At 63.4% G+C, this 22,961-nt stretch carries 25 protein-coding genes; 15 read left to right on the top strand and 10 right to left on the bottom strand.

The window, feature by feature from the left end:
- Positions 1–49: 49 nt before the first annotated feature.
- The gene (locus tag D3880_RS16855; RefSeq protein WP_119894583.1) at positions 50–886 is read right to left on the bottom strand and encodes an HDOD domain-containing protein; all 837 of its coding nucleotides are present in this window, start codon (positions 884–886) and stop codon (positions 50–52) included.
- A gap of 59 nt (positions 887–945) precedes the next feature.
- Positions 946–1,887 (bottom strand): CAF17-like 4Fe-4S cluster assembly/insertion protein YgfZ, encoded by a 942-nt coding sequence (gene ygfZ / locus D3880_RS16850; protein ID WP_119894582.1) that lies wholly within the window; start codon positions 1,885–1,887, stop codon positions 946–948.
- 119 nt (positions 1,888–2,006) lie between these two features.
- Between ygfZ and D3880_RS16845 the strand changes: the two genes are divergently transcribed.
- Together D3880_RS16845 and D3880_RS16840 are read left to right on the top strand one after the other, a co-directional pair.
- Positions 2,007–2,261, top strand: coding sequence for an FAD assembly factor SdhE (locus D3880_RS16845; protein ID WP_119894581.1), 255 nt, complete (start codon positions 2,007–2,009; stop codon positions 2,259–2,261).
- Positions 2,245–2,700: a protein YgfX gene (locus D3880_RS16840; protein WP_119894580.1), complete on the top strand. Its 456-nt coding sequence runs from the start codon at positions 2,245–2,247 to the stop codon at positions 2,698–2,700. Before D3880_RS16845 ends, D3880_RS16840 begins: the two co-directional genes overlap by 17 nt.
- A gap of 149 nt (positions 2,701–2,849) precedes the next feature.
- On the opposite strand, the gene nadB is transcribed toward D3880_RS16840, so the two are convergent.
- Entirely contained in the window at positions 2,850–4,454 is a 1,605-nt protein-coding gene (gene nadB / locus D3880_RS16835; protein ID WP_119894579.1) for an L-aspartate oxidase, read from the bottom strand.
- Positions 4,455–4,834: 380 nt separating this feature from the next.
- Here nadB and rpoE point away from each other — a divergent pair, with 380 nt between their 5' ends.
- The 12 genes from rpoE to pdxJ all read left to right on the top strand — a co-directional run bounded on the left by rpoE (position 4,835) and on the right by pdxJ (position 15,261).
- Positions 4,835–5,416, top strand: a complete 582-nt coding sequence (gene rpoE / locus D3880_RS16830) for an RNA polymerase sigma factor RpoE/AlgU (RefSeq protein ID WP_119894578.1) — start codon at positions 4,835–4,837, stop codon at positions 5,414–5,416.
- A 31-nt stretch (positions 5,417–5,447) separates the two neighbouring features.
- Positions 5,448–6,053 (top strand): sigma-E factor negative regulatory protein, encoded by a 606-nt coding sequence (locus D3880_RS16825; protein ID WP_119894577.1) that lies wholly within the window; start codon positions 5,448–5,450, stop codon positions 6,051–6,053.
- 8 nt (positions 6,054–6,061) lie between these two features.
- Complete coding sequence (locus D3880_RS16820; RefSeq protein ID WP_119894576.1) at positions 6,062–7,009, top strand: MucB/RseB C-terminal domain-containing protein; 948 nt, start codon at positions 6,062–6,064, stop codon at positions 7,007–7,009.
- A complete protein-coding gene (locus D3880_RS16815) occupies positions 7,006–7,461 on the top strand; it encodes a SoxR reducing system RseC family protein (protein ID WP_119894575.1) in 456 nt (151 codons plus the stop codon). The genes D3880_RS16820 and D3880_RS16815 overlap by 4 nt, the downstream gene beginning before the upstream one ends.
- Before the next feature lie 37 nt (positions 7,462–7,498).
- Entirely contained in the window at positions 7,499–8,920 is a 1,422-nt protein-coding gene (locus D3880_RS16810; RefSeq protein WP_119895765.1) for a DegQ family serine endoprotease, read from the top strand.
- A 152-nt stretch (positions 8,921–9,072) separates the two neighbouring features.
- Positions 9,073–10,872 (top strand): translation elongation factor 4, encoded by a 1,800-nt coding sequence (gene lepA / locus D3880_RS16805; RefSeq protein ID WP_119894574.1) that lies wholly within the window; start codon positions 9,073–9,075, stop codon positions 10,870–10,872.
- Between the two features lie 21 nt (positions 10,873–10,893).
- A complete protein-coding gene (gene lepB / locus D3880_RS16800; protein ID WP_119894573.1) occupies positions 10,894–11,748 on the top strand; it encodes a signal peptidase I in 855 nt (284 codons plus the stop codon).
- Positions 11,749–11,861: 113 nt separating this feature from the next.
- Positions 11,862–12,239 carry a DUF4845 domain-containing protein gene (locus D3880_RS16795; protein ID WP_119894572.1) on the top strand — a complete coding sequence of 126 codons (378 nt, stop codon included), beginning with the start codon at positions 11,862–11,864 and terminating at the stop codon, positions 12,237–12,239.
- A complete protein-coding gene (rnc, locus tag D3880_RS16790; RefSeq protein WP_119894571.1) occupies positions 12,236–12,925 on the top strand; it encodes a ribonuclease III in 690 nt (229 codons plus the stop codon). The genes D3880_RS16795 and rnc overlap by 4 nt, the downstream gene beginning before the upstream one ends.
- Positions 12,918–13,820 carry a GTPase Era gene (gene era / locus D3880_RS16785; RefSeq protein ID WP_119894570.1) on the top strand — a complete coding sequence of 301 codons (903 nt, stop codon included), beginning with the start codon at positions 12,918–12,920 and terminating at the stop codon, positions 13,818–13,820. Before rnc ends, era begins: the two co-directional genes overlap by 8 nt.
- 3 nt (positions 13,821–13,823) lie before the next feature.
- The gene (gene recO / locus D3880_RS16780) at positions 13,824–14,522 is read left to right on the top strand and encodes a DNA repair protein RecO (protein WP_119894569.1); all 699 of its coding nucleotides are present in this window, start codon (positions 13,824–13,826) and stop codon (positions 14,520–14,522) included.
- Complete coding sequence (gene pdxJ / locus D3880_RS16775) at positions 14,515–15,261, top strand: pyridoxine 5'-phosphate synthase (RefSeq protein WP_119894568.1); 747 nt, start codon at positions 14,515–14,517, stop codon at positions 15,259–15,261. Before recO ends, pdxJ begins: the two co-directional genes overlap by 8 nt.
- Before the next feature lie 3 nt (positions 15,262–15,264).
- Here pdxJ and D3880_RS16770 read toward each other — a convergent pair whose 3' ends face one another.
- The 7 genes from D3880_RS16770 to lon all read right to left on the bottom strand — a co-directional run bounded on the left by D3880_RS16770 (position 15,265) and on the right by lon (position 21,883).
- Positions 15,265–15,471, bottom strand: a complete 207-nt coding sequence (locus D3880_RS16770) for a DUF2905 domain-containing protein (RefSeq protein ID WP_119894567.1) — start codon at positions 15,469–15,471, stop codon at positions 15,265–15,267.
- A gap of 65 nt (positions 15,472–15,536) precedes the next feature.
- Positions 15,537–16,496, bottom strand: coding sequence for a tRNA 5-methoxyuridine(34)/uridine 5-oxyacetic acid(34) synthase CmoB (cmoB, locus tag D3880_RS16765; protein WP_119894566.1), 960 nt, complete (start codon positions 16,494–16,496; stop codon positions 15,537–15,539).
- Entirely contained in the window at positions 16,493–17,236 is a 744-nt protein-coding gene (cmoA, locus tag D3880_RS16760; RefSeq protein ID WP_119894565.1) for a carboxy-S-adenosyl-L-methionine synthase CmoA, read from the bottom strand. The genes cmoB and cmoA overlap by 4 nt, the downstream gene beginning before the upstream one ends.
- Positions 17,237–17,304: 68 nt before the next feature.
- Complete coding sequence (locus tag D3880_RS16755; RefSeq protein WP_119894564.1) at positions 17,305–17,877, bottom strand: hypothetical protein; 573 nt, start codon at positions 17,875–17,877, stop codon at positions 17,305–17,307.
- A 77-nt stretch (positions 17,878–17,954) separates the two neighbouring features.
- Positions 17,955–18,596 carry a lysoplasmalogenase gene (locus tag D3880_RS16750; protein ID WP_119894563.1) on the bottom strand — a complete coding sequence of 214 codons (642 nt, stop codon included), beginning with the start codon at positions 18,594–18,596 and terminating at the stop codon, positions 17,955–17,957.
- Positions 18,597–18,900: 304 nt separating this feature from the next.
- Positions 18,901–19,299: a protease inhibitor I42 family protein gene (locus D3880_RS16745; protein WP_119894562.1), complete on the bottom strand. Its 399-nt coding sequence runs from the start codon at positions 19,297–19,299 to the stop codon at positions 18,901–18,903.
- 193 nt (positions 19,300–19,492) lie between these two features.
- Complete coding sequence (gene lon, locus D3880_RS16740; RefSeq protein ID WP_119894561.1) at positions 19,493–21,883, bottom strand: endopeptidase La; 2,391 nt, start codon at positions 21,881–21,883, stop codon at positions 19,493–19,495.
- 296 nt (positions 21,884–22,179) lie between these two features.
- Between lon and D3880_RS16735 the strand changes: the two genes are divergently transcribed.
- Positions 22,180–22,929: a helix-turn-helix domain-containing protein gene (locus D3880_RS16735; RefSeq protein ID WP_119894560.1), complete on the top strand. Its 750-nt coding sequence runs from the start codon at positions 22,180–22,182 to the stop codon at positions 22,927–22,929.
- Positions 22,930–22,961: the final 32 nt, after the last annotated feature.

The following is a 22,961-nucleotide window of genomic DNA, read 5'->3' as shown; positions in this document are numbered from 1 at the left end:
CCCGCCGAAGCGGGCTTTCCAGCGCGAGTCAGCAACGGTCTGGCGCGCTTTACTGCAGCATGCTCATCGCCGCTTCCATGGCAGCCGAGAGGTCTTCGTCGGCATGCATGTCCAGGTTCGGCTCGAGGCCGAGTTTGGCGAAGGCCGGGATGCCGCTCCAGTCCATCTGGGTGTAGGGATGTTCGCTGCCGAGGTAGCTCTGCAGCGTGGCGACCTGAACGATATCGACATAGTCGATCTTGTCCGAGTTGCGCTTGAAGTCGAGGAACTGGCTGGGGATGCGGGCGATCTGCTCGGGGAAGTCCCAGGCCCTGAGGATCTTGTCGCCGATGATCGGGTGAATCCGCTCGATCACATGGTTGAGGCTGATGGAGTCGGACAGCAGGGCGTTGCTGTCTTCGGCATAGGTGAGGATCGGCAGCACGCCGATCTGGTGCACCAGGCCGGCGAGGGTCGCCTGGTCGGGCATCAGACGGGTGAACTGCCGGCAGAGCACATGGCAGATGCCGGCGATTTCCGTGCTCTTGTTCCACACTTCGCGCATTTTGCGGTCGACCACGTCGGAGGTGGCCTGGAACATCTGTTCCATGGCCAAGCCGGTGGCCAGGTTGCTGGTGTAATTGATGCCGAGCCGGCTGATGGCCATCTGCAAATCGGTGATTTCGCGGTTGGTGCGCAGCAGCGGGCTGTTCACCACCTTGATGATCCGTGCGGTCAGCGCCGCATCGTTGCCGATCACCTTGCTCAGCGCCGGGATGCTGATGTCCGGGTCTTCCGCCGCTTCGCGGACCTTGAGGGCCACCTCCGGCAGGGTAGGGAGCACCAGTTCATCGTTGTCGATGGCCTGGATCAGCTCCTCTTGGACTTTCTCGGCGAGTTTGCTCATGGACACTTCTCTGTTGGTGGCGGCAGGCGGATTTTGTTGTGGTTATAAGCGTTTGGTTATCAGCGCTGGATCTCGCGATCGCGGTCCAGCATGTAGGGCAGCTCCAGCAGGCCGAGCGCCGGGCCATCTTCTGCGCCAAGGTGGATGCGGCCGTCCTCGGCGGCATCTTCCTGTAGCACGGCGAGCAGCTCGATGGCGCTTGCGCTGCGGGCGGCGACAACCACTTCGCCGACGCTCGAGCGGTGCACCGGGGAGAACAGCTCGGCGGCCGGCTGTGGCAGCTCGTCGGCCGTCAGGCTCAGGCGATACAGGCGGCGCTTGAGTTTGCCCAGGTACTGCATGCGCGCGACGATTTCCTGGCCGGTGTAGCAGCCCTTCTTGAAGCTGACTCCACCGACGGCCTGTAGGTTGATCATCTGCGGGATGAACAGCTCGCGGGTGGTGCCGAGCACTTGGCCGATACCGGCGCGGATCTGCGCTAGCAGCCAGTCGTTCAGTGGCGCTTCGGGCAGCTGGGCCGCCAGGCGCGCCTTGACAGTGTCGGCGGCGCCGGCCGGGGCCCAGAGTTCGACGCGGCCATCGCTCAAGCGAATGGCGAGCAGCTCGTTATGGCGCGCTACTTGGTCGGACTGATGCGGCAGGTCAAGGCCCAGGCTGAGCAGGGCACCATCGCCACCGGCGAGGCCGAAACGCACCCAGGCCTGGCTTTCATCGGCGAGGCTGGCCTTGGAGAACACCGCGTATTTTTTCAGCTCGTTCAGCTGGGGTTCGAGCAGCTCGCTGGCCATCGCCAGCAGATAACCGTCGCTCTCGCTGAGGATGCGAAAGCTCGACAGCATGCGGCCCTTGACGTTGCAGCGGGCGCCGAGGCTGGCGGTGCTGTCGTTCAGGTAATTGAGATTGCAGGTCAGCTGGCCCTGGAGAAACTTGCCAGCGTCTGGGCCGCGGACGGCGAGGATGCCCTCATGGGACAGCGTGCAGAAAAAAACGGAGTCGGCCATTGGGAGTCGCTGTATAAAAGTTAGGGGCGTCATCATAGAGCCCCGCCCGGGGCTTGTCAGCGGGTGCCGGCGAGCGGCCGACGCCGCTATACTGCCGGCCTGACTCAAGGAGCCTTTCGATGGCCGACGCAACCGAACTCAATCGACTCTTTTGGCACAGCCGCCGCGGCATGCTCGAACTGGACGTGCTGCTGGTGCCGTTCGTCAAGGAGGTCTATTCCACCCTCGATGCCGAAGATCAGGCGCGCTATCGCAAGCTGTTGGAGTGCGAGGATCAGGACATGTTCGGCTGGTTCATGCAGCGCGATGAACCGGAAGACGCCGACCTGCGGCGCATAGTTCGCATGATTCTGGATCGTGTCCAGCCCAAGTAAGGTCTTCGAGTGCCACTGGCAGGCCTCGCGCTGGCTGCTGGTGGCTTATCTGCTGGCTCAGGCACTGGCCTTGAGCGCTCTGCTGTTGGCGCATCTTCCGTTCTGGGCCAGGCTGCTGGGCGTGGCCTTGTGCCTGGCCCACGGTCTATGGGCGCTGCCGCGGCAGGTGCTGCTGAAGAGCCGGCGGGCGTTCCGTGGCGTGCGTCACGACGCCGCCGGCTGGCAGCTGTGGAGTGCGCAAGCCGGCTGGCAGGCGGTGCAGCTGCGCCCGGATAGCCTGGCTTTGCCACTGGCAGTGGTGCTGCGCTTTCGTTTGCCGGACGAGTGGTGGGTGCGTGCACTGTGCATCCCGCGCGATGCGCTGGCGCCGGAGCAGCACCGGCGCTTGCGGGTACGCCTCAAATTCAGCCGCCGGCGCTGGGCCAAGCCCTGGGCTTAGAACTTGTTTACGATCTCGCGAGCTAGAGTCAAACAAGGCGAAAACGGCTGAGGAAACGGAGTTTACGTGTTGTAAATGAGCATTCCGAAGCCGTTTTCAACGTAGTTTGACCGACGCGCAGCAGATCGTAGACAGGTTCTTAGGCCGGTTCAGCGCGGCGTGAGGATGGTGTCCTGGGCTTCCGGTAGCTGTTCCGGGTAGTCCAGGGTGTAGTGCAGGCCACGGCTCTCATGGCGGCGCATGGCCGAGCGGATCATCAGCAGGGCGACCAGTGCCAGGTTGCGCAGTTCGATCAGGTCGCGACTGACCTTGTAGTTACTGTAGAACTCGTCGATCTCGTGCAGCAGCAGGCGCACCCGGTGGCGGGCGCGTTGCAGGCGTTTGTTGGTGCGCACGATGCCCACGTAGTCCCACATGAAACGCCGCAGTTCATCCCAGTTGTGGGCGATGATCACGTCCTCGTCGGAGTCGGTCACCTGGCTGGCATCCCAGCCCGGCAGAGGCCCGGGCATGGCTACCTGCGACAGTTGTTCGAGCATGTCGGCCGCCGCCGAGCGGCCGTAGACGAAGCATTCTAGCAGCGAGTTGCTGGCCATCCGGTTGGCGCCATGCAGGCCGGTGAAGCTGGTTTCGCCAATCGCGTAGAGACTCGGTACATCGGTACGGCCATGTTGGTCGACGACCACGCCGCCGCAGGTGTAGTGGGCTGCCGGGACCACCGGAATCGCCTCGCGGGTGATGTCGATGCCGAAATCCAGGCAGCGCTCGTAGACGGTGGGGAAGTGCGTTTTCACGAACTCCGCCGGCTTGTGGCTGATATCCAGATAGACGCAGTCGATCCCCAGGCGCTTCATTTCGTGGTCGATGGCGCGGGCGACGATGTCGCGCGGCGCCAGCTCGGCGCGCGAGTCGAAGCGCGGCATGAAGCGTTCGCCATTGGGCAGCTTGAGCAGGGCGCCTTCGCCGCGTAGTGCCTCGGTGATCAGGAAACTCTTGGCTTGCGGGTGGTACAGGCAGGTCGGATGGAACTGATTGAACTCCAGGTTGCCGACCCGGCAGCCGGCGCGCCAAGCCATGGCGATGCCGTCGCCGCAGGCACCGTCTGGGTTGCTGGTATAGAGGTAGACCTTGGCCGCACCGCCGCAGGCCAGCACAGTGAAGCGCGCACTGTAGGTGTCGACTTCACCGCTGACGCGGTTCAGTACATAGGCACCCAGGCAGCGCTGGCCGGGCAGGCCAAGTTTTTGCTCGGTGATCAGATCGACGGCAACCCGTTGCTCGAGCAATTCGATGTTCGGGCGCTGTTTCGCCTGCGCCAGCAGAGTGTTGAAGATGGCCGCGCCGGTGGCGTCGGCGGCATGGATGATGCGCCGATGGCTATGGCCGCCCTCGCGGGTCAGGTGGTATTCGAAGCCGCCATCCTCGGGCGAGGTTTTCTCGTCGCGGGTGAAGGGCACGCCCTGATCGATCAGCCACTGGATCGCTTCGCGGCTGTGCTCCACGGTGAAGCGCACGGCCTCTTCGCGACACAGGCCGGCGCCGGCGTTGAGGGTGTCCTCGACGTGCGACTCGACGGTGTCGGAATCGTCCAGCACGGCCGCGACGCCGCCTTGCGCCCAATAGGTTGAACCATTGGCCAGGTCGCCCTTGCTGAGCACCGCGATACGCAAATGCTCCGGCAATGTGAGGGCAAGGGTCAGGCCGGCTGCGCCACTGCCAATGACCAAGACGTCGTGCTGATAGTGTTGACTCATGTCGGGATCCCGCGAAAAGGCGGCCCTAGTATATAGAGGGGGGCAGCGGCACAATAGCTATGCTTATGACGGGCCGCGGGTTCGGAACTTTCCCAGGCTTTGAGGTTCCATACCGGGGTCGCCTGGATTAGGAGGCGGCGTCTGCTTGTCGGTGTGCCAAGGAGGTTCGCGCGGAGCTTCCGTCTATCAACAGTGTCAGGCGATAAGATTTATTTGCGCAGCATGGCCGCGGGCTCTGTTGCGCTGTTTCGTGCAGGATCAAAAATGTTCTGCAGGAAGCTTGCTTGGAGGGGAGAACTTTTGCACAAGTCTCGAGTCTATTTTGGCAGGAAGATTAGTTTGCTGGCGCAAGAACCCTCCGGGCTTATTGAGGAGAGTTCATGCTAACCCAGGAAGATGATCAGCAACTGGTCGAGCGGGTGCAGCGTGGCGATAAGCGGGCTTTTGATCTGCTGGTGCTGAAGTATCAGCACAAGATTCTCGGATTGATAGTGCGCTTCGTGCACGATGCCCATGAGGCCCAGGATGTTGCTCAGGAAGCCTTTATCAAGGCGTATCGCGCGCTAGCTAACTTTCGCGGTGACAGCGCGTTTTACACCTGGCTGTACCGGATCGCCATCAATACGGCGAAAAACCATCTGGTGTCGCGCGGACGGCGACCGCCAGATAGCGATGTCAGTGCCGAGGATGCCGAGTTCTATGAGGGTGACAATTCTCTCAAAGATATCGAGTCTCCGGAGCGGTTGGCCCTGCGGGATGAAATCGAGGACGCTGTCCATCGCACCATCCAGCAGCTGCCTGAGGATTTGCGTACGGCCTTGACCCTGCGTGAGTTCGAAGGATTGAGTTACGAGGACATTGCCAGCGTCATGCAGTGTCCGGTAGGCACGGTGCGTTCGCGAATATTTCGGGCGCGGGAAGCCATAGATAAAACCCTGCAGCCCCTGTTGCAGGAAGCCTGAGACAGCGGCGAAAGCCAAGAGAGGAAACGCCATGAGTCGTGAAGCCCTGCATGAATCGCTGTCTGCGGTCATGGATAACCAAGCGGACGAATTAGAATTGCGCCGCGTGCTGAATGCTTGTGACGATGCCGACTTGCGCGCCACCTGGTCGCGTTATCAGATCGCCCGGGCGGTGATGCACAAGGAGCTGCTCGAGCCGCGCCTGGACATCGCCGCCGCCGTCTCGGCCGCAATGGCCAATGAAGCCCCGCTCTCCATCGCCGTACAACCGAGCCCGGTCAAGCGCTGGCGCATGCTCGGGCGCCTGGCGGTGGCGGCCTCCGTAACCCTGGCGGTGCTGGCAGGGGTGCGCTTCTATAATCAGGATGCCATCAATGGCACTCAGCTTGCGCAGCAGGCGCCGCAACCTTCGGTGAATATTCCGCAGGTGCAGAATACGGCGGTATTGGCTGGTTATACCGAAGGGGTGCAGCAGGCTCCTGCTCAAGTGGTGGTGAGTGGTGGGGAGGGACAGCCGAGCTGGCATGAACAACGGCTACCCGCCTATCTGCGCCAGCATGCGCAGCAGGCGGCGATGGGTGGTTCTTCCGATGCAGCGCTGCCTTACGCCCGTGCTGCCAGCCTGGAAGGTCGCTAAGGAGGATCATGCGCGCCATCCCCTTCTTTTTCCTGCTGGGCGGCTGGCTGGCTGTGCCGGCGCAGGCCGCAGATGCCCAAGATTGGCTGCTCCGTATGAGCGAAGCGGAGCGCGTGCAAAGCTTTCAAGGCACGTTCGTCTACGAGCGCAGCGGCAGCTTCTCAACCCATAGCATCTGGCACCGGGTTGACGAGGGGGGCAAGGTGCGCGAGCGGCTGTTGCAGTTGGATGGCCCAGCTCAGGAAGTCGTTCGCGTCAATGAGCAGACCGAATGCACCAGTGGCGCGCTAGCTGATCAATTGACCGATGGTCAGGCATGGCCGGCGCGAAGCCTCGATCCCAAACAACTGGAAGCCTGGTATGACTTACGTGTGATCGGTCAGTCGCGAGTGGCCGGTCGCCCTGCCGTGGTGTTGGCGGTGACGCCGCGCGATCAGCACCGTTATGGCTTCGAGCTGCATCTGGATCGTGATACCGGTCTGGTGCTGAAGTCCCTGCTGCTGAATGAGAAGGGGCAGCTGCTTGAGCGTTTTCAATTCTCCCGCCTGGAAATCACGCCACCCACCGATGAAGATCTGAAGGCCGGTTCGGCCTGCCGGCCGGTGCGGGTTATCGAAGCGGCCAAAGTGCAGCCCGGCGCCTGGCGTTCGGAGTGGCTGCCGCCCGGTTTCAGTCTCAGCAGCGTGCTGGAGCGGAAAAGCCCAGTGTCTAGCGAAGTGGTTGCCTACCTGATGTATGACGACGGCTTGGCGCGTTTCTCGGTCTTTCTCGAGCCGCTGCACGGCGTGGCGGTTGAGGATGCGCGCAGTCAGCTGGGGCCGACCGTGGCGGTGTCGAAGCGGATGTCGACCAGTGATGGCGATGTGATGGTTACCGTGGTGGGCGAAATCCCTCTGGGCACGGCGGAGCGCGTGGCGCTGTCGATGCGCGCTGGCGAAGCGCAAGCTACGCCATGATCGAAGAAGCTGGGCGAGTGGTTGCAGTGGAGTCCGGAGCGGTCTGGGTTGAAACGCTACGCAAAAGCACTTGTTCCAGCTGTTCAGCCAATGCTGGTTGCGGTCAGGGCTTGATGGACAAGCTGGGAGTCGGTGGTCAGCGGGGCTATGTGCGCGCGCTTTGCGATCTGCAGCTGCGGGTCGGTGATCCGGTGGTGATCGGCGTGCGCGAGGACTTGCTGGTACGTGCTTCGTTGCTGGTCTATCTGCTGCCGCTGCTGATGTTCTTCGCTCTGGCTATGTTCGCCGAACGCTTGGCTCTGCACGAACCTTTGATTATTGTTTCCGGTCTGGGCGGACTCGCCCTGGCCTGGTTCATTGTGCGCTGGCGCGGTCGGCGCAAGGCGGACGATCCCGCGCTGCAGCCTGTGGTGCTCCGCGCGATGCTTGCCGGGCCTGCGGGTCCGTTGTGAGTTTTCTTCGCTTGATTTAACGGGGAGTGGTATGTCGATAGCTAGCCTGAAATCCTGTTTGTCTGTAGTAGCTGGGATGTTGTTGCTTAGCCAGACCTTGGTCGCGCGTGCCGAGTTGCCGGACTTCACCCCGCTGGTCGAGCAGGCGGCGCCGGCTGTGGTGAACATCAGTACCCGGCAGAAAATGCCTGAGCGTCTGGCGGGCGGCCCGGCGACGATGCCGGATCTGGAAGGGTTGCCACCGATGTTCCGGGAGTTCTTCGAGCGCAACATGCCGCAAGCGCCACGCAGTCCGGGGGGGCGCCAGCGTGAGGCGCAGTCGCTGGGTTCGGGCTTCATTATTTCCGCGGACGGCTATGTGCTGACCAACAACCATGTGGTCGCCGACGCCGATGAAATCATCGTGCGCCTGTCCGACCGCAGCGAGTTGCAGGCCAAGCTGATCGGCGCCGACCCGCGCACCGATGTCGCCCTGCTCAAGGTCGAGGGCAAGAGCCTACCGACCGTTAAATTGGGCAAGTCAGAGGATCTGAAAGTCGGTGCTTGGGTGCTGGCCATCGGTTCGCCTTTCGGTTTTGACCATTCGGTGACCGCCGGTATCGTCAGCGCCAAGGGTCGTAGCCTGCCTAATGAGAGCTATGTGCCGTTCATTCAGACCGATGTGGCGATCAATCCAGGTAACTCCGGTGGGCCGCTGTTCAACTTGGATGGCGAGGTAATCGGTATCAACTCGCAGATTTTCACCCGCTCCGGTGGCTTCATGGGGCTGTCCTTCGCGATTCCGATCGATGTGGCGATGGATGTCGCCAATCAGCTGAAGAGCGATGGCAAGGTCAACCGCGGCTGGCTGGGTGTGGTAATTCAGGAAGTGAACAAAGATCTGGCCGAGTCGTTTGGTCTGGATAAGCCGGCCGGGGCGTTGGTCGCGCAGATTATGGAGGGTGGTCCGGCGGCCAAGAGCGGTCTGCAGGTGGGCGATGTGATCCTCAGCCTGAATGGCCAGCCGATTGTCATGTCCGCCGATCTGCCACACTTGGTCGGTGGCATGAAGCCGGGCGCCAAAGCCAGTATGGATATCGTTCGCGAGGGCTCGCGCAAAACCCTGCAGGTGACCGTCGGTGCCTTGCCGGCCGAGGGCGAGGAGCTGACCGCCAGTGGCGATTCGGGGGCGGAGCGCAGCAGTAACCGGCTGGGCGTCACGGTCACTGAGCTGAGTGCCGAGGATAAGAAGGCGCTGGACATCAAGGGCGGCGTGGTGATCAAAGAAGTGCTCGAGGGGCCGGCGGCGCTGATCGGCCTGCGCCCGGGCGATGTGATCACCCACCTGAACAACCAGGCCATCGACTCGGTCGCGGTGTTCGCCAAGGTCGCCCAGGCGCTGCCGAAGAACCGCTCGGTCTCCATGCGCGTATTGCGCGAAGGGCGGGCCAGCTTCATCACCTTCAAATTGGCCGAGTAAAGCGGCTGGCTAGGGAAAAAGGGCGGTTTTCACCGCCCTTTTTCATGCCTGCCGGTCGGCGCCCCGCGCGTGACGCCTAGGGCGTCGATCGGGTAAACTTCCCGGCTATTTTCGCCGGGCAGCCTGCCCTCGGCCTTTTTGAGTGTTGATCCGTGAGTGATCTGAGTCATATCCGCAATTTTTCCATCATTGCCCACATCGACCATGGCAAGTCGACCCTGGCAGACCGCTTCATCCAGATGTGCGGTGGCTTGAGTGATCGCGAAATGGAAGCCCAGGTGCTGGACTCCATGGACCTCGAGCGCGAGCGCGGGATCACCATCAAGGCCCACAGTGTGACCCTGCACTACAAGGCCAAAGACGGTAAAACCTACCAGCTGAACTTCATCGACACCCCCGGACACGTCGACTTCACCTATGAGGTCAGCCGCTCCCTGGCCGCTTGCGAGGGCGCCTTGCTGGTGGTCGATGCCGGTCAGGGCGTAGAGGCGCAATCGGTGGCCAACTGCTACACCGCCATCGAGCAGGGCCTCGAGGTCATGCCGGTGCTGAACAAGATGGACCTGCCGCAGGCCGATCCGGACCGGGTCAAAGAGGAAATCGAACACATCATCGGCATCGATGCCACCGATGCCGTGGCCTGCAGCGCCAAGAGCGGCATGGGGGTCGACGAGGTGCTCGAGCGTCTGGTAGAGACCATTCCCGCTCCGACCGGCGATATCGATGCGCCTTTGCAGGCCTTGATCATCGACTCCTGGTTCGACAACTACCTCGGTGTGGTCTCGTTGGTGCGCGTGCGCCACGGCCGCATCAAGAAGGGCGACAAGGTACTGGTCAAGTCCACCGGTAAGATCCACCTGGTCGATAGCGTCGGCGTGTTCACTCCGAAACACACCGAAACCGTCGATCTCAAGGCGGGTGAAGTGGGCTTCATCATCGCCGGTATCAAGGACATCCACGGCGCACCGGTGGGCGATACCCTGACCCTCAGCAGCACCCCCGACGTCGAAGTGCTGCCCGGCTTCAAGCGCATTCAACCGCAGGTCTATGCCGGCCTGTTCCCGGTCAGCTCCGACGATTTTGAGGATTTCCGTGAGGCGCTGCAGAAGCTGACGCTGAACGACTCCTCGCTGCAGTACTTGCCGGAAAGCTCGGACGCGCTGGGCTTCGGCTTCCGTTGCGGCTTCCTTGGCATGCTGCACATGGAGATCATTCAGGAGCGCCTGGAGCGCGAATACGACCTGGACCTGATCACCACCGCTCCGACCGTAATCTTCGAAGTGCAAATGAAGAACGGTGAGACGATCTACGTTGATAACCCGTCGAAACTGCCGGATCTATCGTCGATCGAGGATATGCGCGAGCCGATCGTGCAGGCCAACATCCTCGTGCCGCAGGAACACTTGGGCAACGTCATCACCCTGTGCATCGAGAAGCGCGGCGTACAGCGCGACATGCAGTTCCTCGGCACCCAGGTGCAGGTGCGCTACGACCTGCCGATGAACGAAGTGGTGCTGGACTTCTTCGACCGCCTGAAGTCGGTCAGCCGCGGCTATGCCTCGCTGGATTACCACTTCGACCGCTACCAGTCGGCCAATCTGGTCAAGCTGGACGTGCTGATCAACGGCGACAAGGTCGATGCCCTGGCGCTGATCGTGCACCGCGACAACGCCCACTACAAAGGCCGCGCGCTGACCGAGAAGATGAAGGAGTTGATCCCGCGGCAAATGTTCGATGTGGCCATCCAGGCCGCTATCGGCGGGCAGATTGTTGCGCGGACCACCGTTAAGGCGCTGCGCAAGAACGTACTGGCCAAGTGCTACGGTGGTGACGTCAGCCGTAAGCGCAAGCTGCTGGAGAAGCAGAAGGCCGGTAAGAAGCGGATGAAGCAGGTCGGCAACGTGGAGATCCCGCAGGATGCCTTCCTCGCCGTACTCAGGCTGGATAGTTAAGGACTTGGAAAAGTAGGGGCTATGTCGATCAATTTCCCGTTGTTGTTAGTCATCGCGGTAGCGGTTTGCGGTTTGTTGGCGTTGCTCGATCTGCTCGTCCTGGCGCCCCGCCGCCGCGCGGCGATCGCGACATACGAGGGGCAGGTCGGCGAGCCCGATGAGACTGTGCTCGAACAGTTGAACCGGGAGCCGCTGCTGGTCGAGTACGGCAAGTCGTTCTTCCCGGTGCTGGCCATCGTCCTGGTGCTGCGTTCGTTCCTGGTCGAGCCATTCCAGATCCCCTCCGGTTCGATGAAGCCGACCCTCGAAGTGGGCGACTTCATCCTGGTCAACAAGTTTGCTTATGGCATCCGCCTGCCGGTGCTGGACACCAAGGTCATCGAAGTCGGTGATCCGCAGCGCGGCGATGTGATGGTGTTCCGCTACCCGAGCGATCCGAACATCAATTACATCAAGCGCGTGGTTGGCCTGCCGGGTGACGTGATTCGTTACAGCAGCGACAAGCGCCTGTTCATCAATGGCCAGTCGATCGCCGAGGCGCTCCTGGGCGAAGAGGCGGGCTCTCTGGGCACCGCCGTGCTGTATAAGGAAAAGCTTGGCGCGGTGGAGCATCTGATCCGCAAGGAAATGAGCCGCTATCGCATCGAGCCGGGCCGCGAATGGAAGGTGCCGGCCGGGCACTATTTCATGATGGGTGACAACCGCGACAACTCCAACGACAGCCGTTACTGGAACGATGCGAAGATCCCCAAGAGTCTGCTCGGCATGGTTCCGGACAAGAACATCGTCGGCAAAGCCTTCGCCGTCTGGCTGAGTTGGGCCGAACCCAAGCTGCATAACCTGCCGGATTTCACCCGTGTTGGTCTGATCCGCTGATCTGTCGCGCTTCTTGCGCGAAACGCGGGGCTGTTCACTGCAGCGCCGCGCGCCATATATAGTCTTGCTGCGGGTTGGCGAGACTTTCCAATAAACAGACATTGAGGTCGATCATGGCATTTGCACGTTCGCAAAAGGGTTTGTCGTTGCTGGGTTGGTTGATGGCGTTGGCCGTGGTGGCCTTCCTGGCTAGCGCAGTATTTAAGATGTTGCCGCATTACCTCGACTTCATGTCGATGGAAAAGGCGATCACCTCGGTCGAGACCGACAAGGCCGCAGATATCCGCACCGTGCCCGAGTTCTACAGTCGCGTCGGCAAGGCCATGCAGATCAATGGCATCCGTGATTTGGAGCTGGACAAAATCCTGGTAGTGAAGCTCGAGAACAACGAGTTCCGCGCTCACCTCAAATATGAAAAGCGCGAATCGCTGATCCAGAACCTCGACCTGGTGGCGCGATTCGACAAAGAATTCCGTGTGCGTATGCCGTGAGCTCATCCCTAAGCCGTCTCGAGCGCCAGCTCGGCCATCTCTTCCAGAACCAGGACCTGATGGTCCTGGCGCTGACCCACCGCAGTTTCGCCGGGCGCAACAACGAACGCCTGGAATTCCTCGGCGATGCCATTCTCAACTTCGTCGCCGGTGAGGCGCTGTTCGAGCGCTTTCCCCAGGCCCGCGAAGGTCAGTTGTCGCGTCTGCGCGCGCGTCTGGTCAAGGGCGAGACCCTGGCGCGCCTGGCGCGCGGCTTCGAGCTGGGCGAGTACCTGCGCCTCGGCTCCGGTGAGTTGAAGAGCGGCGGCTTCCGCCGTGAGTCCATCCTCGCCGATGCCCTCGAGGCGCTGATCGGCGCCATCTATCTGGACGCCGGCATGGATGTCGCACGCCAGCGCGTGCTGGCCTGGTTGACCGCCGAGCTGGATGGTCTGACCCTGGTCGATACCAACAAGGATCCGAAAACCCGGTTGCAGGAATTCCTCCAGTCGCGTGCCTGTGACTTGCCGCGTTACCACGTGCTGGATATCCAGGGCGAGCCGCACTGCCGGACCTTCGTGGTCGAGTGCGAAATCGCCCTGCTGAACGACAAGACCTTGGGGCAGGGCGCCAGTCGGCGGATTGCCGAACAGGTCGCCGCTACCGCTGCCCTGATCGCCCTCGGCGTGGAGAATGGCAATGACTGATTCATCCGTAACCCGCTGTGGCTATGTCGCCATCGTCGGCCGTCCCAACGTCGGCAAGTCCACCTTGCTCAACCATATCCTCGGGCAGAAGCTGGCGATCACCTCGCGCAAGCCGCAGACCACCCGTCACAACATGCTCGGAATCAAGACCGAAGGTGACGTGCAGGCGATCTACGTCGACACTCCCGGCCTGCACAAGCATGGCGACAAGGCGCTCAATCGCTACATGAACAAGACCGCCTCGGCGGCGTTGAAGGACGTCGACGTGGTGATCTTCGTGGTCGACCGTACGCGCTGGACCGAGGAGGATCAGATGGTCCTCGAGCGCATCCAGTATGTGCAGGGGCCGGTGCTGCTGGCGATCAACAAGACCGATCGCATCGACGACAAGGCCGAGCTGATGCCGCATCTGACGTGGCTGCAAGAGCAGCTGCCGAATGCCGAAATCGTGCCGATCTCCGCCCAGCAAGGCCACAACCTCGAGGCGCTGGAGAAGCTGGTAGCCGAGCGCCTGCCGGAAGGCGAGCACTTCTTCCCGGAAGACCAGATCACCGATCGCTCTAGCCGCTTCCTGGCCGCCGAACTGGTGCGCGAGAAGATCATGCGCCAGCTCGGTGCCGAGTTGCCCTACCAGATCACCGTGGAAATCGAGGAGTTCAAGCAGCAAGGTCGCACCCTGCACATCCATGCGCTGATCCTGGTCGAGCGTGACGGGCAGAAGAAAATCATCATTGGCGACAAGGGCGAGCGGATCAAACGTATCGGCACCGAGGCGCGCAAGGACATGGAAGTGCTGTTCGACAGCAAGGTCATGCTCAACCTCTGGGTCAAGGTCAAAGACGGTTGGTCCGACGACGAGCGGGCGCTGCGCTCGCTGGGCTATACCGACATCTGATTCATGCACGCCAGCGCCTCAGCGGCTTTCGTCCTGCACAGCCGGGCCTACAAGGAAAGCAGCGCGCTGGTCGACTTCCTCACCCCGCAGGGCCGGCTGCGCGCCGTGCTGCGCAATGCGCGCGGCAAGAGCGGCAGTCTGGCGCGGCCTTTTATACCGCTGGACATCGAATTGCGCGGGCGCGGCGAGCTGAAGACGGTCGGCCACCTGGAGAGCGCCGGCATTCCCAACCTGCTGGCCGGCGAGATGCTGTTCAGCGGCCTCTATCTGAATGAATTGCTGATCCGCCTGCTGCCGGCGGAAGATCCCCATCCCGGCCTGTTCGAACACTACGCGCTGACCTTGCAGGCCCTGGCCATCGGCCGCCCGTTGGAGCCGCTGCTGCGCGCGTTCGAATGGCGTTTGCTGGGCGAGCTGGGCTATGGTTTCGCCCTGGATACCGACCTGCACGGCCAGGCGGTGGCGGTCGATGGGCTCTATCGCCTGCAGCCGGATGCCGGTCTGGAACCGGTCGGCCAGCTGCAGCCAGGACTGTTCCACGGTGCCGATCTGCTGGCCCTGGCCGCAGCCGACTGGGCGGCACCCGGTGCCTTGGCTGCAGCCAAGCGCTTGATGCGCCAGGCCCTCGCCCCTCATTTGGGCGGCCGACCGCTGGTCAGCCGCGAACTGTTCATGAACCTCAAGGAGTCCCCCCGTGACTGATGCCAACCGCATTCTTCTCGGCGTGAATATCGATCACGTCGCCACCCTGCGTCAGGCCCGCGGCACCCGCTATCCCGATCCGCTGAAGGCGGCGCTGGATGCCGAGGAGGCCGGTGCCGACGGCATTACCCTGCACCTGCGCGAGGATCGCCGGCACATCCAGGATCGTGATGTGCGACTGTTCAAAGAGGCGCTGCAGACGCGGATGAACTTCGAGATGGGCGTCACCGAGGAAATGCTCGCCTTGGCCGAGAGCATTCGCGCCGAGCACGTCTGCCTGGTGCCGGAGAACCGCGCCGAACTGACCACCGAGGGCGGCCTCGATGTGCTCGGTCAGGAGGCGCGCATCCGCGCCGCGGTCGAGCGCCTGAGCCGGGTCGGCAGCGAGGTGTCGCTGTTTATCGACGCCGATGAACGGCAGATCGAGGCTGCCAAGCGCGTCGGCGCGCCGGCCATCGAGCTGCACACCGGTCGCTATGCCGAGGCCCACTCGCCGGCGGAAGCCGCCCGCGAACTGGCGCGCATCCGCGACGGCGTGGCCTGCGGCCTGGCCCATGGGCTGATCGTCAATGCCGGCCACGGCCTGCATTACCACAACACCGAGCCGGTGGCGGCGATCGCCGGGATCAACGAGCTGAACATCGGCCACGCCATAGTCGCCCATGCGCTGTTCGTCGGCTTCAAGGCGGCGGTGGCGGAGATGAAGGCGCTGATCGTCGCCGCAGCGGCGCGCGGCTGAGGCTCAGCGGCGCAGCAGGTTGATCAGCAGCGTCAGCAGCAGGCTGATGATCAGCATGGAGGTGAAGGGAATGAAGACCTTGCCGCGTCCGGACTCGATGCGCAAGTCGCCGGGCAGCTTGCCGAACCAGTTGAGCAGCCAGGGCGCATAGTGGGCGGCGACGCCGATGAGGAAGAGTGTGGCGCCGATCAGCATCAGCCAGCGGGCCATGGGTTAGTTCTCCTAGCGCGGCGGAGACGACAGCTTTGTCGAGCCCGCCGCGCGGCGTCAAGGCCTCAGGGCTTGCGCGCCACCAGCACGGCACGCTTGGGCGCCGGCAGACCTTCAATGGTGCGTGAGCGATCGCTGGGATCGAGAAAGTCCGGCAAGGACTGGTAGCGCATCCAGTCGGTGGCCCGCTGTTCCTCGACGCTGGTCACCGACACATCCACGCAGCGCACCTCGACAAACCCGGCGCGGCGCAACCACAGCGCCAGTGCCGGCGCCGAGGGCAGGAACCAGACGTTGCGCATCTGGGCGTAGCGATCTTCCGGCACCAGCACCTGCCGCTCGTCGCCGTCCACCACCAGGGTTTCCAGCACCAGCTCACCCCCTTTGCGCAGGCAATCCTTGAGCGCCAGCAGGTGGTCGATCGGCGAGCGGCGGTGATAGAGCACGCCCATGGAAAACACGCTGTCGAAGCCTTCGAGCTTTTCCGGCAGCTCTTCCAGGGCGAAGGGCAGGTGCCAGGCCGGCAGTTCCGGCAAGTAGCGCTGCAGCGCCTGGAATTGGCAGAAGAACAACCAGTTGGGATCGACGCCGATCACGCTGTCGGCGCCGGCGCCGAGCATGCGCCACATGTAGTAGCCGTTGCCGCAGCCGACATCGAGTACGCGTTTGCCCTTGAGATCGAGGTGCGGCGCGACCCGTGCCCACTTCCAGTCCGAGCGCCATTCGGTGTCGACATGCACGTCGAACAGCTGGAACGGTCCCTTGCGCCACGGCGACAGACCGAACAGCGCCTGGCGCAGCTGGGCGCGCTGGGCGTCGTCGCAGGCGCCGTCGAGGCGGAAGTCGTCGGCCAGCTCGATGCGGCTGGCGTTCAGCGGCGGCAGGGCGTCCAGCGCGCCTTGCCAGCGCTGCAGATCACCGTGGCCGACCTCCAGCTTGGCGTCCAGTTGCGCTTGCAGGCCGGCTGCCCAAGCGGCCAAGGGAGTACCTGCCAGGCGGCGAGCGAGGGGCGCGAGATCAATCATGGCAGGGCGATCAGCGAGGCGAAATTCAGGCACTGGAACCAGGGCACGACCTTGCTGAAGCCGGCCGCCAGCAGGCGTTCGCGGTGCTGTCCGAGGCTGTCCGGCTTCATCACGTTCTCGATGGCGTTGCGTTTCTGGGCGATCTCCAGCTCGCTGTAGCCGTTGGCGCGCTTGAAGGCGATATGCAGGTCGGTGAGCAGTGCCTGTTCCTCGTCGTCGGCGAAACGCAGCTTCTCCGAGAGGATCAACGCGCCGCCGGGCAGCAGGCTCTGGCGGATGCGCGCGAGCAGACCCAGGCGCTGCTCGGGCTGGATGAACTGCAGGGTGAAGTTCAGCGCCACCAGCGAGGCGGGTTGCAGCACCAGGTCGAGAATATCGGCCTCGAGCACCTCGACCGGCAGCAGTTCCTGGAACATCGAGTCCTGGGCATGCAGGTATTCGGTGCAGCGCTCGACCATGGCGCTGGAGTTGTCTACCGCGATCACCCGACAGTCCGGCGTCTGCACATGCCGGCGCAGCGCCTGGGTGACGGCGCCGAGCGAACAGCCGAGGTCGTAGAGCACGCTGTGCGGCTGGGCGAACTGGGCGGCGAGCACGCCGATGTTCTCGACGATGGTCGGGTAGCCCGGCACCGAGCGCTTGATCATGTCCGGAAACACCCGCACCACCGCCTCGTTGAAGACGAAGTCGGGGATCTGGGGCAACGGTTGGGCGAAGAGGCGGTCGGTTTCTTGAGTCACGGCGGTTCAGCAATACGAAAGGGAAAGCCGGTTATTTTAACCGGCCCTGGGCCCGACCCCAACCGCGATCACTTCAGTTGGTCGGAGAAGAACTCGCCGGCGCCCTGCAGCGGCCCCAGCGGGTTGTTCTTCACCTCGACCCGACGGATGTTCGGCTCGCCGCTGCTGACCTTGTGCACCACCACGTCGTCGACCAGCACGAACACGGTTTTGAACGACCAGCCCTGTAGCTCGCGCTTCTTGTTGAAGTTGAGCACGTCGGCCCAGAAGCTGCCGACCCGCTGGGTATCGGTCTTGGAGAACTCGAAGGCATAGCCGATGCAACGGTCCTTGGCTTCCAGGCACTTGACCAGGCCGTCGGGCAGGTAGTCGATGGGAATGTTCGGCTGGATGAACAGCAGCCGCACGTCGACGAACGACAGCATGCGGCCATTGCCATGGGCGAGCGGATCGAAGCCCAGGCTGAACAGTTCCGAGCGGCTGGTCTTGTCGATGGCGGCCTGTTCGAAACGCGACTGGGTGTCGAGGTAATCACCGAAGGGCGACAGCACCTCGGTGTGTTCACTGGGCAGTAAACTGCCGCAGGCGGACAGGAAAAGGGATACGAAAACCGCCGCTCCGCCGCGTAGTCCGCCGCTCATCATGTTCTCTCCGTAAGCTCCTATTCTCCTATAGACGATTTGCCGGAGGTTTGCCGTTGCAAATTTGCGACGCCTGTTTAGTCTGCTTGACGCCGGAGCGCCGAGGCGGCAATTCCCCATTGGCCGAGCCAGTAAGTGAGGATGATGGCGTAGGGCGCCGCCGCGAACGGGGTGACGAAACGGTTTATGCCGATCAAGCTGTCGGACAGCACGAACAACGCCGCGCCGCCGGCTGCCAGCCAGGCCGAACGGCGACCGATGGCGGGGCTACCGAGGCGCGCCAGGGCTCGCCAGAGCATGGCGCTGATGGTCAGGGCGTAGAGCGCGACCGGGATCAGCAAAGCGCCGAGCCCGCGGCTGGCGAGCAGGGCGAAGAGCGACGCGCCGCTTAGTGCCGCCAGCAGCAGGGCGCCGGGCGCGAGGCGCCGGCTGTCGCCGAGGTAGGCGAGCAGATAGGCCAGGTGGGCGAGGAGGAAGGCGCCGAGGCCGAAGACGAACAGGTCGGCCGGCCATTCCAGGAGCATGTCACCGGCCAGGGACAACAGCAGGCCGACGCCGATCCAGCGCCGGTAGGCGCCGCTGGGTGCCGCGCTGTGCAGCCACAGCAGCAGGGCGATCACCGGGATCGGTTTGCTCAGCAGGCAGAGCTCCGCCCAGTCGCTGGCGCGCCCGTAGAGAAACAGGCCCGCGCCCAGTAAAGCCAGGATTAACCAGCGCATCAGAATTCCCCCTAGGAATGGCTCGATGGGCTGGCACTATGCCCGTGCACGGGGTTGCGGCCCAGGCGGCGGCCGCCAGGCTGAGGCTCAATTTGCGCCGTGATACCGGTGCGAAGAGTGTTCCGGCATTGCCGGCTAGTGGCCTGTACGGCTAGTTGGTTAACTCAAGTTCGGATGGCTGGGGTTCTGAGACCAGGCGCTGCGACGAGTCATAGCAGGGCTATGGCGAGGAGCAGCAACGCCGTATCGGGACCTCAGACGCCGAAATTGACTAATTGAACTAGCCACACAGGCCACTAGGCGCTTACTTCACGCTGATCTGGCAGTCGAAGGTCTTGGCCGGCGCCACATCGGCTTCCCACGGGCGGTGGTAGACCAGCAGCAGGTGGCCATCGCCGGGGATATTGGCGAGGAAGCGCCAGGTCGACTGGCCCGCGCCGCCGACCAGGCCGGCATCTTCCGGATTGCTGTAGACCTCCGGGCCGAGGCTGCGCAGCACCTGCGGCGCGGCATCCTTCACCTCCCAGCGAAAACCGGTGGTCGGGTTGCTCGGCAGGCTCAGCACCAGGGTTTGGCCATTGTGCAGCTGCAGCGGGCAGCGGCTTTGCTGGCCTTCCTGCAGCGTCACGGTGGCGGTGGGTTGTTGCGCACAGGCGGCGAGCAGGGCGCAAGCGAGGAGTGACAGCGGGCGGGCGGCAAGCATGGGATCGGCCTTTGCGGATTCTATGCGGGCGAGGATAACCCGATTGTACGGGCGAATGCCCTGGGCTCAAGCCGTGTAGGGATTGAGCGTTCCCAGGCTCCGGCGTGGGAATACAGCCGAAGACGCTCTGCGTCTGCTCGGCGCCCCGGCCACGGGGCGTGCTATTCAGGTTCCCACACCGGCGGGCCTCAGGTCAGAACAACACCTTGGCCACATCGGCGTAGCGCTTGGCGAAGTGCACGCTCAGGCCCTCCTTGAGGTACTCGGGGAGTTCCGCGAAGTCGCCGCGGTTGGCTTCCGGCAGGATCAGTTCGAAGATTTTCTGCCGCCGCGCGGCGATCACCTTCTCGCGCACGCCGCCGATCGGCAGCACCAGGCCGGTCAGGGTCAGTTCGCCGGTCATCGCCACGCCTTTCTTCGGCAGCTGGTTGCGTGCCAGCGAGAGCAGGGCGCTGGCCATGGTCACGCCGGCGCTGGGGCCGTCCTTGGGTGTGGCGCCCTCCGGCACGTGCAGGTGGACGAAGGCCTGGTCGAAGAAGCCCGGGTCGCCGCCGTATTTCTTCAGGTGCGAGCTGATGTAGCTGTAGGCGATCTCCGCCGACTCCTTCATCACGTCGCCGAGCTGGCCGGTGAGCTTGAAGCCGCGGTTGAGGGTGTGGATGCGCGTTGCTTCGATCGGCAGGGTGGCGCCGCCCATGCTGGTCCAGGCCAGGCCGGTGATCACGCCGACGCCGGAGAGCACCTGCTCGGTACGGAACACCGGCATGCCGAGGTAGTCCTCCAGGTCCTTGGCGGCGATCTTCACCTTCACCTCGGGGTTTTCCAGCAGCTGCACCACCGACTTGCGGACCAGCTTGCCGAGCTGCTTCTCCAGCTGGCGCACGCCGGCCTCGCGGGCGTAGCCCTCGATCACCGCTTTCAGCGCGGCATCGCTGATGGCGAGGCGCTCCTTCGGCACCCCGGCCTTGGCCAGCTGTTTGGGCCACAGGTGGCGCTTGGCGATGGCCAGCTTCTCCTCGGCGATGTAGCCGGACAGGCGGATCACTTCCATGCGGTCGAGCAGCGGCCCGGGGATCGAGTCGAGGGTATTGGCGGTGCAGACGAACAGCACCTTGGACAGGTCCAGGCGCAGGTCCAGATAGTGGTCGAGGAATTCGACGTTCTGTTCCGGGTCGAGGGTTTCCAGCAGCGCCGAGGCCGGGTCGCCCTGGTAGCTGGCGCCGAGCTTGTCGATCTCGTCGAGCATGATCACCGGGTTCATCACCTCGACTTCCTTCAGCGCCTGCACCAGCTTGCCCGGCAAGGCGCCGATATAGGTGCGGCGGTGGCCCTTGATCTCCGCCTCGTCGCGCATGCCGCCGACGCTGAAGCGATAGAACGGCCGCCCCAGCGATTCGGCGATGGATTTGCCGATGCTGGTCTTGCCCACCCCGGGCGGGCCGACCAGGAGGACGATGGAGCCGGCGATCTCGCCCTTGAAGGCGCCGACGGCGAGGAATTCGAGGATGCGCTCTTTGATGTCGTCGAGCCCGGCGTGGTGCTTGTCGAGCACCTTGCGCGCGTGTTTGAGGTCGAGCTTGTCCTTGCCGTACAGGCCCCAGGGCAGGGCGGTGGCCCAGTCCAGGTAGTTGCGGGTGACGGCGTATTCCGGCGAGCCGGTTTCCAGGATCGACAGCTTGTTGAGTTCCTCGTCGAGGCGCTTCTGCGCCTGCGCCGGCAGGCTCTTGCCCGCCAGGCGGGCGCGGAACTCGTCGGCGTCGGCGCTCTTGTCGTCCTTGGTGATGCCGAGCTCGTGCTGGATGATCTTCAGCTGTTCCTTGAGGAAGAACTCGCGCTGATGTTCGCCGATCTTGCGGTTGACCTCGGCGGACAGCTCGTTCTGCAGGCGCGCCACCTCGACTTCCTTGCGCAGCAGCGGCAGCACCTTCTCCATGCGCTTGAGCATCGGCACGGTGTCCAGCACTTCCTGCAGCTCCTGGCCGGGCGCGGTGGTCAGGGCGGCGGCGAAGTCGGTCAGCGGCGACGGATCGTTGGGGCTGAAGCGGTTCAGGTAGTTCTTCAGTTCCTCGCTGTACAGCGGGTTGAGCGGCAGCAGTTCCTTGATCGCGTTGATCAGCGCCATGCCGTAGGCCTTCACCTCGTCGCCCGATTCGGGCTTGGCGTGTGGGTAGTCGACCTCCGCCAAGTACGGCGGCTTGCGACTCAGCCAGCCGCGGATGCGCACCCGCGACAGGCCCTGGGCGACGAACTGCAGCTTGCCGCCTTCGCGCGAGGCGTGGTGGATGCGCACCAGGGTGCCGTGGGTGGGCAGGGTGTCGGGGTCGAAGCTGGCGTCGGTATGCGGGCTGTCCACATAGAACAGCGCCAGGCACTTGTGTTCGGTGTTGGATACCCGCTCCAGGGTTTGCGCCCAGGGCTGTTCGTTGACGATCACCGGCAGCACCTGCGCAGGGAAGAACGGGCGGTTATGGATGGGGATGACGTACAGCCGCTCCGGCAGCGTTTGCGCATGCAGGGTCAGGCCTTTGGGGTAGCGGATGGCATCCTCTTCGATGACTTCGGGGGCGTTTTCCTGATCGCTCATTCGGCACCTGGGGCTCAAGGGTATTTAAGCTAGATGGGTCGACTGTCGGTTGATTTCAATGGCTCGACGTTAGAGCCTGTTCACGATCTGCTGCGCGTCGGCCATCCGGCGTTAAAAACAGCCTCGGAATGCTCATTTACAGCTCGTAAACTGCGCTTCCTCGGCTGTTTTTGCCTTGTTTGGCTCTAGCTCGCGAGATCGTGAACAGGCTCTTAGGGGCTTATCGCTTGGTCGATTACGGCTGGGAAAAGTGCCGTACCTCCAGTAAAGTGCGCGAAATTTGATCAGTCGTCGCCATGCTCAAAGCCCGTCTCGTCCACCTGGACGCCCAAGCTCATGAACACACCCACGACCACCACCAGCTGGTGATGTCGTTGGCCGGGCGCGCCGAATTCGAGGTCAATGGCCGCGGCGGCGAGGTGTGCCGGATGCGCGCTTGCCTGGTGCCGGGCGATGCCGAGCACCAGTTCGCCGGCATCGGCGACAACCGCATGCTGATTCTCGATCTGGATGAGCAGGACAGCGCCGAGGATCTGCAACTGCTTGGCCATCTGTTCGATACCCCGCGTTATCCGGAACTGGATGCCGATTTCCAACACCTGTTGAGTTACGCCGGCGCCGAACTGGGGCGTTATGGCAGCGACCCGTTGCTGGCGCGGGCCGTCGGTGGGGTCTTGCTGCGGGCCCTGCACCTGCGCCTGTTCGGCGAGCAGTCCGTGCGCAAGGCCGGGCCGCTGGATGTTGAACGGCTGGACAGCTACATCGACGAACACCTGGCGCGGCGCATCAGCGTCGCCGAACTGGCCCAGGTGGCCTGCCTCAGCCCGAGTCACTTCCATGCCCAGTTCAAGGACAGTCTAGGCCTCACCCCGCACCAGTACCTGCTGAAAACCCGCCTCGACCGCGCCGCCCGCCTGCTGCGCGAGAGCAATCTGCCGCTGGTGCGCATCGCCGAAGAGTGCGGCTTCTCCAGTCAGAGCGCGCTGACCACGGCGATGCGTCGCTACCTCGGCTTGACGCCGAAGCGGATGCGGCGCGCCGAGTGAGGCGCTTGCCCAGGCGCTGACGGTATTCCGAC

Origin of the sequence: Pseudomonas cavernae (assembly GCF_003595175.1) — a bacterium.
GTDB lineage: Bacteria > Pseudomonadota > Gammaproteobacteria > Pseudomonadales > Pseudomonadaceae > Aquipseudomonas > Aquipseudomonas cavernae.
The sequence above is the reverse complement of the archived record's forward strand: the minus strand, read 5'-3'. Positions and strand labels throughout refer to the sequence as shown.